Below are 14688 nucleotides of genomic sequence, written 5' to 3' on the forward strand. Positions count from 1 at the left end.
CCATGCCCACGACACTCCCACTCGCTTCGACCCTACTGCCTGCACTCGCTTCGGTACAATCGCCCGCACAGACGGGGATCGTCAATCGATTCGTCGACCCGTTCGCGAACTTCATCGCAGATCTCCTCGCGCTCGAGCCGATCCTCGTACAACTGCTCGTATTCGGCCTCCTGCTTGGAGGCGTCTACGCGCTGACCGCCCTCGGCCTGACGATGATCTTCGGGGTGATGGACGTCATCAACTTCGCCCACGGCGTCTTCCTCGTCGTCGGGATGTACGCCGTCTGGTGGTCGACGGAAACGTTCGGAATCAACCCCTTCCTGGCCCTGCCGATCGCCGTTATCGTGCTGTTCGTTTTGGGGGTTCTCATCCACGTCGCCATCATCGAGCCGATCATCGAGGCTCCCCAGCAGAACCAGCTTATCGCGACGCTCGGGGTGCTGTTCATCCTCCAGTCCGCGATCGAGATCGTCTTCTCGCCGAACCCGAAGGACATCCCGCTGGACGTGGGGACACTCACGTTCGGCGGCGTGTTCGTTCCGCTCGGCCAGTTCTACGCCCTGCTGATCGCGGTGGTCGCGATGCTCGCGGTCCGGGCGTTCCTCCAGTACACCGACCTCGGCCGAGCGATCCGGGGCACCGCCGACAACCGCGACGGCGCGCGGTACGTCGGGATCGATGTCCCCCGGATCAACTACCTCACCTTCGGGATCGGGGCCGCGCTCGCCGGGATCGCGGGGGGATCGATCGCGCTCTTTCAACGATTCGACCCCTTCACCGGCGAGACATATCTCATCAACGCCTTTGTGATCGTCATCCTCGGGGGGCTCGGATCGTTTACGGGGGCGTTCGTCGGCGGGCTGTTCATCGGGCTCGTCGAGGTGTTCGGGTCGTACTACCTTCCCGGTACGACCGCCCAAGTACTGATCTTCCTGCTGTTCATAGCGGCGCTTCTCCTCAAACCTGAAGGGCTGTTCGGGGGGTCGTCGTCGTGAGCGCGCTCGACTCGCTCCGGCAGCGCTACGCGTCCTTTTCCGAACGACGGTACGCCACCGTCGTGAAGGCGCTCGTCGGCTTCGGCTTCCTCGCTGTGCTTCCATACGTAATCGAGATCGACGTGATGGGGATGGAGCTCGCGGCGACGCTCAGCCTCCAAGTCCTCATCCTTACCCTCGTGTTTGCGTACTCGGCCCAGGCGTGGAACATCATGTCCGGGTACACCGGCCAGTTCTCTTTCGGCCACGCCGCCTTTTTCGGGATCGGTGCGTACGCGACCCAGGCGCTCGCCGTCGATCTGGCGGTCAACCCGTGGGTCGGCATGCTGATCGGGAGCGTCCTCGCCGGGATCTACGGGCTGTGTGTCGGTTACCTCTGCTTTCGGTACGATCTTCAGGGCCACTACTTCGCGCTCGCGACGCTCGCGTTCGCCGAACTGCTCCGGTTCATGGTCGTCAATGCGGGGGAGCTCAACGGCGCGAACGGCTACTTCAAGCCGTTCCCGCAGGATTACGGCGAGACGTTCGGCCTCGTGGCGTTTCAGTTCCAAAGTGACCTGCCGTACTACTACGTCATCCTCGCCTTCCTCGTGATCGTTACCGCTGTGTCGTGGGCGATCAAGCGCTCGTGGATCGGACTGTACTTCTTCTCGATTCGAGAGGACGAGCGGGCGGCGGCGAGCCTCGGTGTGCCCGCCTACCGCTACAAGATGCTCGGCATTGGGGTGAGCGCCTTCTTTACCGCGTGGGCCGGCGCATTCTGGAGCATGTACTTCAATACGATCCGCCCATCGACGGTGTTCGCGCTCTTCCTCAACGTCGAACTCCTGTTGCCTGCTGTCGTCGGCGGTCCCGGTACGCTCATCGGGCCGATCGTGGGATCGTTCGTCGTCACGCCGATCAGCGAGATCGCGCGGACCACCTTTAGCGATATCAGTGGTCTCGACCGGATCATCTACGGAATCTTCCTCGTGGTGATCGTGATCTACAGCCCGAAGGGCGTCGTGGAGTGGCCGGCGATGGCGAGACGGCGCGTGGCCGCCTTCCGCGATCGATCGCGCCGTGACGGGATGGGAACGACCGCCGAGACCGGAGCGGCCGAGGCAACCGAGACACCGGAGCAACCCGAGACGAGCCCCGACGCCGACACTCAGGAGGACGACTGATGTCGACCGACACACCAAACGAAACGACCGACACGGACGCATCGACGACGACCGATCACGAGGGTGAGGCCCTCCTGCGGGCGACCGACGTCACGAAGACGTTCGATGGCCTGGTCGCCCTGCGGGACGTCTCCCTTGACGTCCGCCGCGGGGAGATCGTCGGACTGATCGGACCGAACGGTGCGGGGAAGACCACGCTGTTCAACTGTATCAGCGGCGTGTTCGCGCCGACCGAGGGAACGGTCCACCTCGGCGACGAGGAGATCACGAACAAGTCCGCCCACCGGGTCGCACGGAGCGGGCTCTCTCGCACGTTCCAGATCACACGCCCGCTGGAGGAGCTCTCGGTCCTCGAAAACGTGCTCGTCGGGGCACACATCCACACGCGCCGGAGAGGACCCGCCGAGGACATCGCGCGCGAACAGCTCTCGTTCGTCGGACTCGACGAGCGCGCCGCGGAGAGTGCGGGCGATCTCACGGTCGGCGACCAGAAGCGCCTCGAACTCGCTCGGACGCTCGCCACGGAGCCGTCGATCCTGCTGCTCGACGAGATCATGGCCGGATTGACGCCGACCGAAACGCAGCGAATGCTCGATCTCTTCCGCGAGATTCGGGAATCGGGGACGAGCATCCTGCTCATCGAACACGACATGGAGGCCATCATGAGCGTTAGCGACCGGGTGGCAGTGCTCGACAACGGCGAGGCGATCGCGTTCGATTCACCCGAGGCAGTCGCGAGCGACGAGCGGGTGATTGAGGCGTACATTGGCGGCGACGTCGACGCCGATGGGGACGACGGGGCGACGAGTGATGCCACGACCACCGACGGAGAGCAGGCGGGAGGTGACCACGATGGCGATGCTTGAGATCGACGACCTCCGAGCGGGCTACGACGGGATCGAGGTGCTCCACGGCGTCGACTTGACTGTCGAGGAGGGGGAGATCGTCGCGCTCGTCGGCTCGAACGGTGCAGGGAAGACGACCACGACGCGGGCGATCGCGGGGATCGTCGAGTCGATGGGTGGCTCAATCCGGTATCGTGGCGACGAAATCGGCGGCGAAGACCCACACGAGATCGTCGAGCGCGGAATCGTCCAGGTTCCCGAGGACCGCGACCTCTTTACGGGGCTGAGCGTGCGGGAGAACCTCCTCCTCGGAGCACAGACCGACGATGCGAAGGCGGATCGGGGATCGACCATCGAGGAGGCGTTCGACCTGTTCCCGCGGCTCGAAGAGCGCGCCGACCAGCGCGCCGGGACGATGAGCGGGGGCGAACAGCAGATGCTGACGCTCGCGCGCGCCCTGATGGGTGCGCCCGACCTCCTCGTGCTCGACGAGCCCTCGACCGGCCTCGCCCCGCAACTCGTCGCGGACATGTTCGGAACGATCGCCGAGATCCACGACTCGGGGCTCACAGTGTTGATCATCGAGCAGAACGTCCAGCAGACGCTCGAACTCGCCGATCGGGGCTACGTGATGGAGAACGGCCGGATCACGCTCGACGGCACCGGCGACGAGCTGCTTGACGACGAGGGCGTCGTCGAGGCGTACCTCGGGGTGTAATCGTGAACGACGACGCTCGCCACGCCGAACGTACTCGCCCGAACGACAGGGAGATGGACCACGGAACAGCCGACGAGGAACACACCCACCGCCTCGCGGCGTGGGTCGCGGAGCTCGATAGCGAGACCGTTCCGCCGTCGGTCGAGGACCGCGTCGGGCTCGTGGTCGCCGACACGCTTGGCGTCGTGATCGGCGGCGCAAGCGACGACGCGGTGGCACGCCTCCGCGAGGCCTGGCGCGAGCGGGCGGACGACACCGGCGACGCGACGATCCTCGCCGCCGACGCGGGACGAGCGAGCCGACACCATGCGGCCTTCCTCAACGCGACGAGCGGCACAGTCTTGGAACTCGACGAGGGTCATCGGTTCGCCGCAGGCCACCCGGCGATTCACGTTCTCCCTGCGCTCCTCGCGGAGGCCGAAACGCGCTACGCCGACCGCGAGGCATTCCTCGTGGCGTTCGTGGCAGGCTACGAGACCGCCGTCAGGGTCGCCGAGGCAGTCCAGCCGCTCGCAGAGGGGTACCACCCACACGGCGTCTGGGGGGTGGTCGGGGGCGCTGCCGCCGTTTCCCGGCTCCGGGGCTACGACGCGACGACGACCCGGACGGCGCTCTCGATCGCCGCCAACTACGCCCAGCACACTCGCTTTGCGGCCGCGACGGCAGGGGCCACAGTTAGGAACTCCTACGCAGGCATGAGCAACCTCGCCTCGCTGATCGCGGCGGATCAGGCGCGGGCAGGGTTCACCGAGCTCGACGACGGGATCGCCGCCCACCTCGCGTCGGCCAGCGCGGCGGGCGTCGTCCGCGAGCGTCTCGCCGCCGACCTCGGCGATCGGTGGACGCTCTCGGAGGGGTATTTCAAAACTCACGCTGCCTGTCGGTACACCCACGCGACGCTGGACGCGCTCGCGGCGGCGCTCGACGGGATCGACGGGGAGCCAGCGGCCGAGGAGGTAGAGGAGGTGATCGTCGAGACGTACGCTGCGGCCGCGAAGCTCGACGATCCACACCCACGAAACGCGCTCGCGGCGAAGTTCTCGGTGCCGTTCGCGGTCGCGACGGCGCTCCGCACCGGCTCGACCGGTGCCGAGGCGTTCACGAACGACGCCGTCGCCCCGGAGACGCTCGCGCTCGCCGAGCGCGTGGCGGTCCGCGTTGAGGACGAGATCGACGCGCGAGCACCCGACGAACGCGGGGCCCGTGTGACGGTGACGCTCGCCAATGGAACCGAGGCCAGCGCCGCGGTGCGGCACGCGCGCGGTGGCGAGGCCGACCCGTTCGAGCCGTCGGAACTGCGGGCGAAGTTCGAGTCGCTGGTCGGTCCCGCGATCGGCAGCGAGCGGACCGACCGGCTCTGGACGGCGGCCCGCGACCCCGCACCGCCACGGGTGCTCTGTGCGATGGTCCGCGGCGGCGAGCACCCGGACCGATGAGTCGTCGCTGTCCGCGACCGGCCGACGGACCCGTGGCCGTTCACTTGCGGAACCGATTCGGACGCCGCTGTCCGTCGCGACCGGTATCCAACCACCACCGAAGGCTGCCAATATCATGACCGACAATACCGAATACGCCGTGCGCGAGTGGGAAGCGCACGTCTACGAGTTCCTCGACGAACCGATCCCCGACGACGTCCGCGCCCACGCCGCGACGACCGTCGGCGACGTGCTCTGTGCGACCGTAGCTGGTTCCGCGGCCCCTGGCGTCGGCGCGGTCGGGGCGAACGCCGACTTCGGTGACGGCCAGGCGACCGTCCTCGGGACCGCCCGAACCACGACGCCCGAGGCCGCCGCACTCTGCAACGGGGCGGCGGCGATCGCTCAAGAGACCGACGAGGGCCACGACACGGGCGGTCACGTCGGGAGTGGGATCGTCGCCGGCGGCCTCGCCGCGGCGGAGGCCGCAGCCGTGAGTGGCGCGACGTTCGTCGACGCCTGCGCCCGCTCGTACGAGCTCTGCGTCCGGCTCGAACGCGTGATCTTCGCGATGAAGGACCGACTCAACGACGCGACGCCGTGGCTGCTCCGCGATCCCCACGCGGCGTGGACCACGGTCGGCCCAGCGCTGACGGCCGCGCAGTGTTTCGGCGCAAGTATGGAAGAGCTCCGCGAGACGTTCCGGATCGCGGCGAACCTCGCGGTGATCTCGATGCACGACCCCTACGAGGAGGGACCGCCAGCCCGGAACTTCACCGCGGGTTTCTCGGCCCAGGCCGGCGTGAGCGCTGCACGGACCGCCCTCACGGGGCTGACTGGTTCGGCGAGCGCGATCGGCGTCGTGTACGACCCGTTCGAGTCGCTGCTCCCCGAGGGCGAGTTCGAGGGGAGTTTCGCGTCGCTCGGCGAACGGTGGGAGATCACGCGGAACTACTTCAAGCCGTACCCGTCGTGTCGGTACACTCACCCACCGCTCGACGCGCTTCGCGAGGCCATTGAGGAGAACAACTCGGAGAACAGGATCGATCCCGAAACCGTCGAATCGATCGAGATCGAGACGTTCGCCAACGCGACCGACATGGCGAACCCCGCCCCGGAGAGTTTCACGGCCGCGAAGTTCTCCACGCCGTACGTCCTCGCGCGCTACCTCGTGAGCGGCGACCTCCGGCTGGAACACTTCTCCTCGACCGCCATCGTGGACCCCGAGGTCAAGAAAATCGCCGAGAGCGTCCGTCTCGTGCGGGCGGAGCGCTTCGACGAGGGGGTCCCCGAGGCGTGGGGTGCGGCCGCGACCATCCAGTTCGCGGACGGCACTGAGCTCACTGGGGAACGGTCGTTCCCCAGAGGCGATCACCGCGATCCGATCGACGAGTCAGCGCTACGGACGCGACAGCGTGAACTGCTCGCGCACGGTCTCGACGGGAGCGACGTCGAGTGGGCGATGAACGCGATCACGACCATCGACTCGCGGCCCGTCCGTGAGGTGACGGCCGCACTCCGGGCCGAAACAGCGTAGCTTTATTTACTCTACCGGAATTTTGATTCGTCAGTGGTGAACAGAACGACAAGAGCTATTACGACGCTGCCCTCGTTATGAATCATGAACGATGAACCGGCCGTCACAAAAAAGCGAATCGGCGCTACCGAAACGTCGTTCGCCATCGCCGAACTGCTTCGGGATCAAGGCGGGGCGACGATCACGACCCTAGCCGAAGAGGTAGGACGATCGAAGAGTACGGTACACAACCACCTCCAGACGCTCCGGGAGTCGGGCTACGTCGTGAAGGACGAGGGCACCTACTACCTCGGTCTGGGGTTTCTCGACCTCGGCAACGCTGCGAGGCAGCGATGGAACCTCTACGAGATCGCCAAACCGGAGATGGACGAACTGGTGAGTGCGGTCGGCGAACGGGCCCAGCTGATGGTCGAAGAGCAGGGCCGAGGCGTGTACATCTACCAGACGAAGGCCGAGGGCGGGGTCCAGACCGATTCACACATCGGTGCAACCGTCGATCTTCACGCGACGGCGGTCGGAAAAGCCTACCTCGCCCACCTTCCGGCGGACGAACTGGTCGACCTCCGAGAACGACTCGATCTCGACGAGCGCACGGGTCGAACGCTCACCGACTGGGACGAGCTCGAAAGAGAGCTTGAGACGATCCGGGAGCGGGGGTATGCGTTCAACGACGAGGAACGGCTGATTGGGATGCGAGCGGTAGGCGCACCGGTCCTCGGCGACGATGACGAAATCCTGGCGGCGGTCAGCGTCTCCGGGCCAACGACGCGCATGGCCGACGAGTGGTACCGCGAGGAAGTTCCTGAGATCGTGACCCAGGCGGCGCGGATCATTGGAATTCGCGCGACGTACTCCTGATATTCGCCGCTTCGAGACGACTCCGACGCGTGGCAAGACGCTTCCGATGAACGGCCAAGATTGCTGGCGAGACATACGATCGATCGTTTCGACGTCGCGATAAGACGGACGGTTACAATGTGAACACCAACCATGAATCGGAACCGTTCGATACCAAGGCCTACAGAGCCGATGGAGATAGCGCCATCTGCTGTCGAGCTGGAAGCGTCGTTCGGTTTCTGCCCCACTTTTGTAACAACAATATCCTTGTTAGCGGTCGTGATGGTGATGACGTATAGTGGTTCGACCCCGTGAGGTGAGAGCGATCGGATCACGAGAGACATCGAGACGACTCACACCAGGCCTGACTTCGATTCCCCTATCAGTCACGAGTTCCGCTCTGTAGAACGTTCTTTCGTTAGGTTATCCATCGACGATCGGTCTTCGACTTCGTTGGTCTGGAATCGCGGCCAACGAATGCTCCCGATGGACGGCCACCTTACGCCTTGATCGCTTTTTGCTCTCGCTGAGGCGAACTCGCCGACCATCGCTTGGTATCGCCGATCTACAACGCGTGCTTACATACATTGATAGCCGTACCATATGACGAAACGATCCGACGTTATTCTAACCTCGCACTCGGGCCGCTGTCGTACCTCGATTTCCTGAGATCCACTGGACACCGCTTCAACAAGGGGTTGAAGACGCCGTCTCGACGTCGACTTGCGGCGCGTGTCTCGTACCATATCGTGGAACTCGTGTGAGGAGTCAAATAACTCTTCGAAGTCGGATACAGTACGTTGCAGCGGGTTGTACTGAGAGTTCTGAACGTCCCACGATGCGGAACACTTAGGTGAATCGCGTGATACACTCTCTCGCATGGCGACAGATGGTGAAACGATCGGTGCGGTCGGACGGACGCTCGACGTCCTAGAGTTGCTTCGCGAACACGGGGCGGCGACGCTGTCCACCGTTGCGACCGAACTCGACGTGAGCAAGAGTACGGCTCACCGACACCTCCGGACCCTGGAGGACAGGGAATACGTGGTCGAGCGTGACGACGGGTTCCACCTCGGGCTCCGATTCCTCGACTTCGGCGAGTTCACTCGACGGTGCCAACCCGAGTATCGACTCGCGAAGGAGAAGGTGGTCGAGCTCGCCGACGAAGTCGACGAACGGGTCCAGTTCATGGTCGAGGAACACGGGCGAGCCGTCTACGTCCACCAGCACTCGGGTCGTCACGCGGTCGAGGCCAACACCCACCCCGGCAAGCGCGTCCCGATCCACGCGAGTGCGGCCGGGCTCGCGATCCTCTCGGAGGTTCCATCGGCGGCCATCGATCGGATCGCCGATCGTCGTGGGCTCGCGTCCGTCACACCGAAGACACTCTCGACGCGCGAGGCCTTAGATCGCGAGCTCCGGGCGACCCGCGAGCGGGGGTACAGCATCAACGATCAAGGGATCATCGAGGGGCTCCGCGCCGTCGGTGCGCCGGTGACGGGTCCCGAAGGGGGAGTGATCGGCGGACTGAGCATCTCCGGCCCGATACACCGGATGGAGGGCGAGCGACTCGAAGAGCAGATTCCCTCGCTCCTGCTCGGTGCGACCAACGAGCTCGAACTCAACATCGCCTACCAGTGACCGGGGACGACGCTGCACGATCCACGGCACGGATTTTTATAGGAGGGGCGAGAACCAGAAGAGCGTATGCTAGACGGGTACGAGATGCACGACCTGACCCAGCCGTGGTGTGAGCACACGCCAGCGTGGCCGACCTACGACAACCCGAAGGTGTGGTACGAGAAAAGCCTCGACACCGAGAAGGTCAACGGCCAGAAGATCGAGTTCATGAATCACACAGGAACTCATCTCGACGGCGAGAAACATTTCGTCGCGAGCGGCCGAGACATCGAGAGCATGCCGCTCGACGAACTCGTCGGCGAGGCGGTCATCGCCGATATCTCCGACGAAGTCGGGGACTACGACGTCTACACCAGCGAGATGATTGAAGACGCCGTCGACGTTCGGGAGGGCGACATCCTCTTCATCCACACCGGGTATCAACAGCACGCGTGGCACCGCGAGGACGCCGACCCGCACAAGTTCTTCTGCAAACATCCCGGCCCCAACCAGGAGTTCGCCGAGTGGTGTGCGGAGAAGGAACTCAACTACCTGATCCTCGACTGTGGGAGCGCCGACCACCCGATGAACACCGTCGTCCGGGACGTCCGTCCGGAGCTCGCCGACGAGGCGGCAGACCATCTCGGCGTCGGCGATCTCGACGAGATCTTCCCGCCGGAGGGCTACCAGCTGATGCATACTGAACTGTTCCCCGAGGGGATCGTCCACGTCGAGAACGCTCAAGTCCCCGAAGAGCTCTTGAACGAACGGGTGCAGATCGGGACGTTCCCGTGGCGATTCCGCGGCGGCGAGTCGAGCGTCTGTCGGTGCGTCGCGTTCACCGAAGCCTGAGCGGCTCCCGCCCCGATGACAGGGGAGGGGTGCTGGCAGGCAACACTTTTCACACCCCGGTGCGCCAAGTAATTGCATGGACGCTTCCGGGTACGTACTGGAGGGTGTGTCCGTCCTCGATCTGTCGACGTTCGTGACCGGTGGGTTCTGCTCGCTGATGCTCGCGAACCAGGGTGCGGACGTGGTGAAGATCGAACGGCCCGGCGCTGGCGACGACATCCGCCACTCCGGACCGCCGTTCGTCGACGGCGAGTCGCCGTACTACTGGACGGTCAACTACGACAAGCGGAGCGTCGAACTCGACCTGAAATCCGATGCGGGCCGCGAGGCGCTGTACGATCTCGCGCGCGAAGCCGACGTGTTCATCCAGAACTACCGGCCCGGGACCGCCGAACGGCTCGGCGTCGACTACGACCGGATCGCGGCCGAAAACGACGAGATCGTCTACTGTGCCATCTCGGCGTTCGGCCAGACCGGGCCGTGGCGGCAGCGACCGGGCTATGACCTGCTGGTCCAGGGGCTCAGCGGGATCATGGACGTCACCGGCGATCCCGACGGCCGACCCGCGAAGGTCGGACTACCGATGACCGATCTCGTTACCGGGATGTGGGCCGCCTTCGGGATCGTCACCGCGCTCTACCGCCGTACAGCCACCAGTGAGGGCGAGTATATCGATCTCGGGATGTTGGACGCGACTCTGCCGTGGCTCACCAAACAGGCCGGGAAGGTGTTCGCTGGCGAGGAGCCACAGCGGATGGGAACGAAGGATCCGGTGTTGGCACCGTATCAGACCTTCCGGACCGCCGACGGCCACATCAACGTCGCCTGCCTCAACGGGAAACTCTGGCGAGCGTTCTGTGGAGCGATCGATCGCGAGGATCTCGCCGAGGACGAGCGGTTCGCGACCAACGCCGATCGAGTCGAGTCGATGAACGATCTCGAGGCCGAGATCGAGCGGACGCTGACGGACCGGCCGACCGACGAGTGGCTGGATCTGTTCGTCGATTCGGGTATCCCCGCAGCCCCGGTTCAGGGCGTCGAAGACGCGCTCTACAACGAACAGACCGCCGAACGCGACGTCGTGGGCACAGTCACCGGCAATGATGGCCACGAGGTTCCCGTCATCGAACACCCGCTCAACTTCCGACACGCGACGAGCGGCTTCCGATCGCCACCGCCACGCCTCGGCGAGCACACTCGCGAGATACTCCGGGAGGCCGGCTACGACGAGTCGGCCATCGACCGGCTGTTCGAGCGTGGCGTCGTCGGTAATGAGGCCGACACGTCTGAGTGAGTCGGGACCGCCGACCATCTCCCGCCGATCGCCTCTTCTCGATGGCTCCGACCGACCGTCCGAACCACCGAAATCGGAAGGGAACTGCTACCGCGGAAAGCTTTAACACGGTATCGACCATCATCCACGTCATGGTCGATCATGAGTGCTGATACGCCTGAGGACGCCGTGGGTCGACCGACGCGAGAGGTCTCACTCACGGTGAACGGCGAGACAGTCGAAGCCGAAGTCGAGCCCCGGCTGAAGCTCTCGGACTTCCTCCGGAATCACTGCGGTCTCCGCGGGGTCCGGGTCGGCTGCGAACACGGTGTCTGTGGGGCGTGTACAGTGAGTTTCGACGGCGATATCGTGAAGAGCTGCCTCGTCTACGCGGTCCAGGCCGACGGTCGCGAGATCGGGACCGTCGAAGGACTCGCCGAGGGCGGCGATCTCGGCCCGGTTCAACGGGCGTTTCACGAGGAGCACGCGCTCCAGTGTGGCTTCTGCACGAGCGGGTTCGTGATGGCGACTCGCGACCTCCTCGAACGGAACCCCGATCCGTCAGACGAAGCCATTCGAAAGGGGCTCGCGGACAACATCTGTCGGTGTACAGGCTACCAGAACATCTACGACGCAGTCCATCGGGCCGCCGACGAGATGGACACGAACGGCGGACAGCGTTCGGCGACGAACGTGGACGCCGACACCGACGCGGAGGTGGACTGATGTCGGGGGCCGAAACCGGTCCCGAGTCCGCTCCGGAGCCGGGTGCCGACGCGGGCACGGACGGGCGCTCGGAATCGTTCACCGGATCGGGACTCGAACGCGTCGAGGACCACCGCATACTCACCGGCGAGGCCGAGTACGTCCACGACATCACGCCCGAGGGCTGTCTCCATATGGCACTCCTCCGGACGACCCACCCCCATGCCGAAATCGAATCGATCGACACGAGCGCCGCCGAGGATCACCCCGACTGCGAACTCGTGCTGACCGGCGCGGATCTCCAGGAAGAATATTATCCGATGCCCTGTGGTCTCCCCGGGTTCGAGGAGTGGTCGCTCGCGGTCGATCGGGTGCGGTTCGTCGGCGAACCCGTCGCAGCGGTCGTCGCCACCGATCGGTACGCCGCCGAAGACGTCGTGGACGAAATCGACGTCGAGTACGAGACACTCGATCCCGTGGTCGATCCCCGTGACGCGCTCGACGACGAGACGATCATTCACGAGGACGTTGGTACCAACGTCCCCGACGGCGAGGAGTTCGTCTTCGGCGACGTCGACGCGGCGTTCGCCGACGCCGACCGCGTGATCGAGCGCGAGTACTCGTGGGGCCGGATCTCGGGCGTCCCTCTCGAAACCGGGGGCGTCGTCGCGGAGTACGACACCGAGGACGACGCCTTTTCGATCGACTGCAACATCCAACTCCACACGCTGGTCGACGACACGGTGTACGAGACGCTGGGCTATCCCCCTGAGCGCGTCTCGCTCGACGTTCCCGCCGACGTCGGCGGGAGCTTCGGCACGAAGATCGCCATCCACCGGTACTGCTGTCTCGCAGCGATGGCGAGCCAGCAGCTCGACGGCACTCCTGTAAAATTCGTCGAAGATCGCGTCGAGAACCTCCAGGGCGGCGACATGCACTCCTCCGACCGCGAGTACGAGGTCCGGCTCGCGGTCGACGACGACGGCATCATTCAGGGACTCGACACGTGGTTCGTCGACGACTTCGGTGCGTGGCCCCACTATCCCGTGAACCAGGCGCTCAAACCGCTCTCGGTGCTCACCGACGCCTACGACATTTCCAATGTGCGGTACGACTACGACCTCGTGCTGACGAACAAGACCTCCCAGACGGCGTATCGGGGATTCGGCGTTCCGCCACACCTCTACGCCATCGAGATGATCGTCGACGAGGCCGCCCGCGAACTCGATCTCGATCCCGCCGAACTCCGCCGGATGAACTTCGTCACGCCGGATCAGATGCCTCACGAGATCGCCTCGCACAACATCTACGACTCGGGGGACTACCCGGCGGCGCTCGATCACCTCCGGGATCGCGTAGAAGAGCGAGAGGCCGTCGACGGCGGCCTTCTCGACTTCGACACGGTCGAGGCGCGCCGCGATGAGGGGAAGTATCGTGGGGTGAGCTACACCCTCCACATCGAACCTGGCGCGAGTGGGTCGGACTGGACCGACCGCCAACGCACCGATCGCGACGCCCTCGACGACCGGAACCGCGAGGATGTCGCCGAACTCCCCGAACACCTCCGTGCCGAGATTACCCGTGAAGGGGACGTGCGCGCGTTTCTGGCCACCGATTCGTCGGGCCAGGGCCACCAGACCATCGTCACCCAGCTGCTCGCCGACGAGCTCGAAGTGCTTCCGAGCACGATCGAAGTCGAGTATTTGGATAGCGTTGCAGCCCCCACCGAGTACGGCAGCGCTGCCTCCCGGATGGCGGTGATGCTCTCGGGGGCGGCCCAGGGGCTCGGTGCAACGATGAAAGAAAACCTCGAAACGCTCGCCGCCGAGGAGTGGGGCGTCGACGAGGACGCGGTCCAGTACCGCGATGGGGCCGTCGAGCGCCGCGACGGCGACGGCTCGCTCGATCTCGCGACTCTCGCCGAGATCGACGCGGCGGGTGGCCGTGGCAGCGACCGGCTCACGCGGGCGAGCTACGATTACGAGCATCCTGCCACCGTGCTCTCGGAGTTCGACGAGGCGCTCGCCGGCAAGTTCCCCGTGTATCCGACCGCGGCGTTCGCGGTCAACGCGCCGATCGTCGAGGTCGATACGCGAACGGGGGAGGTCGAGATCTTGAAATTCTACACGCTCCGGGACTGCGGGACCCAGCTGAACCCCGTCATCGTCGAGGGACAGGCCCACGGCGGCATCGCCCAGGGTATCGGGGCCGCCCTGATGGAGGAGTTCGGCTACGACGAATCGGGCCAGCCACAGGCGGTAACGTTTTTCGATTACCTCCTGCCGTCGATCAAGAACGTCCCGAACATCGACATGGACCACTCCGAAACTCCCTCGCCGTTCACCGCGACCGGCGCGAAAGGCACGGGCGAGGGCGGGATGATCGACGCCCCCGCGAGCATCGCGTCGTCGATCAATCGCGCGCTCGAACCGCTCGGTGTCGTCGCCGATCGGATCCCTGCGACGCCGAACCGGGTTCACGACTGGGTCCGCGACGCGCAGTCGAATAGCGAGCCGACAACTGCCGAATCCGAGGACGCCGCGAGTGCGGAGACCGATGGCGGTGAGCGCGCCGAAGGCGCGCGATCCTCGCCAGATCGGAGGTCTGGCGGTGGTGAGCAGGCCGAAGGCCTGCAAACGTCGGAAGACGTGCTCTATTGAAAATGCGGTACGGGAGTACGATCATAGCGTCTTGGCGAGTTTCTTGATGTTGTTGAGCGCGAACA

12 protein-coding genes are annotated in these 14688 nt (G+C 65.0%); all 12 read left to right on the forward strand.

The features are described 5' to 3' along the window. Positions 1-2 precede the first annotated feature (2 nt). The 12 genes from PHA81_RS14315 (at position 3) to PHA81_RS14370 (ending at position 14623) form a co-directional block, all read left to right on the forward strand. The gene (locus tag PHA81_RS14315; RefSeq protein ID WP_005042342.1) at positions 3-995 is read left to right on the forward strand and encodes a branched-chain amino acid ABC transporter permease; all 993 of its coding nucleotides are present in this window, start codon (positions 3-5) and stop codon (positions 993-995) included. Next, positions 992-2161 carry a branched-chain amino acid ABC transporter permease gene (locus PHA81_RS14320; RefSeq protein ID WP_005042340.1) on the forward strand — a complete coding sequence of 390 codons (1170 nt, stop codon included), beginning with the start codon at positions 992-994 and terminating at the stop codon, positions 2159-2161. Before PHA81_RS14315 ends, PHA81_RS14320 begins: the two co-directional genes overlap by 4 nt. Then, positions 2161-3027, forward strand: a complete 867-nt coding sequence (locus PHA81_RS14325) for an ABC transporter ATP-binding protein (protein ID WP_005042338.1) — start codon at positions 2161-2163, stop codon at positions 3025-3027. The genes PHA81_RS14320 and PHA81_RS14325 overlap by 1 nt, the downstream gene beginning before the upstream one ends. Next, on the forward strand, positions 3014-3724 hold the full coding sequence (locus PHA81_RS14330) for an ABC transporter ATP-binding protein (protein ID WP_206536843.1): 711 nt from the start codon (positions 3014-3016) through the stop codon (positions 3722-3724). Before PHA81_RS14325 ends, PHA81_RS14330 begins: the two co-directional genes overlap by 14 nt. Before the next feature lie 2 nt (positions 3725-3726). After that, a complete protein-coding gene (locus tag PHA81_RS14335; protein ID WP_206536842.1) occupies positions 3727-5160 on the forward strand; it encodes an MmgE/PrpD family protein in 1434 nt (477 codons plus the stop codon). Between the two features lie 115 nt (positions 5161-5275). Continuing rightward, the gene (locus PHA81_RS14340) at positions 5276-6676 is read left to right on the forward strand and encodes an MmgE/PrpD family protein (RefSeq protein WP_152424456.1); all 1401 of its coding nucleotides are present in this window, start codon (positions 5276-5278) and stop codon (positions 6674-6676) included. Between the two features lie 84 nt (positions 6677-6760). Further along, positions 6761-7534: an IclR family transcriptional regulator gene (locus PHA81_RS14345; RefSeq protein WP_005042328.1), complete on the forward strand. Its 774-nt coding sequence runs from the start codon at positions 6761-6763 to the stop codon at positions 7532-7534. 858 nt (positions 7535-8392) lie between these two features. Next, positions 8393-9154 (forward strand): IclR family transcriptional regulator, encoded by a 762-nt coding sequence (locus tag PHA81_RS14350; RefSeq protein ID WP_005042325.1) that lies wholly within the window; start codon positions 8393-8395, stop codon positions 9152-9154. 66 nt (positions 9155-9220) lie between these two features. After that, positions 9221-9985: a cyclase family protein gene (locus tag PHA81_RS14355; RefSeq protein WP_005042323.1), complete on the forward strand. Its 765-nt coding sequence runs from the start codon at positions 9221-9223 to the stop codon at positions 9983-9985. 76 nt (positions 9986-10061) lie between these two features. Then, a complete protein-coding gene (locus PHA81_RS14360; protein ID WP_005042320.1) occupies positions 10062-11279 on the forward strand; it encodes a CaiB/BaiF CoA-transferase family protein in 1218 nt (405 codons plus the stop codon). Positions 11280-11420: 141 nt separating this feature from the next. Further along, positions 11421-11984 carry a (2Fe-2S)-binding protein gene (locus tag PHA81_RS14365; protein ID WP_005042317.1) on the forward strand — a complete coding sequence of 188 codons (564 nt, stop codon included), beginning with the start codon at positions 11421-11423 and terminating at the stop codon, positions 11982-11984. After that, complete coding sequence (locus PHA81_RS14370; protein ID WP_273837334.1) at positions 11984-14623, forward strand: xanthine dehydrogenase family protein molybdopterin-binding subunit; 2640 nt, start codon at positions 11984-11986, stop codon at positions 14621-14623. Before PHA81_RS14365 ends, PHA81_RS14370 begins: the two co-directional genes overlap by 1 nt. The last annotated feature ends 65 nt before the right edge of the window (positions 14624-14688 follow it).

The sequence above is a fragment of the Halococcus sp. PRR34 genome, assembly GCF_028617175.1.
GTDB classification, from domain to species: domain Archaea; phylum Halobacteriota; class Halobacteria; order Halobacteriales; family Halococcaceae; genus Halococcus; species Halococcus salifodinae.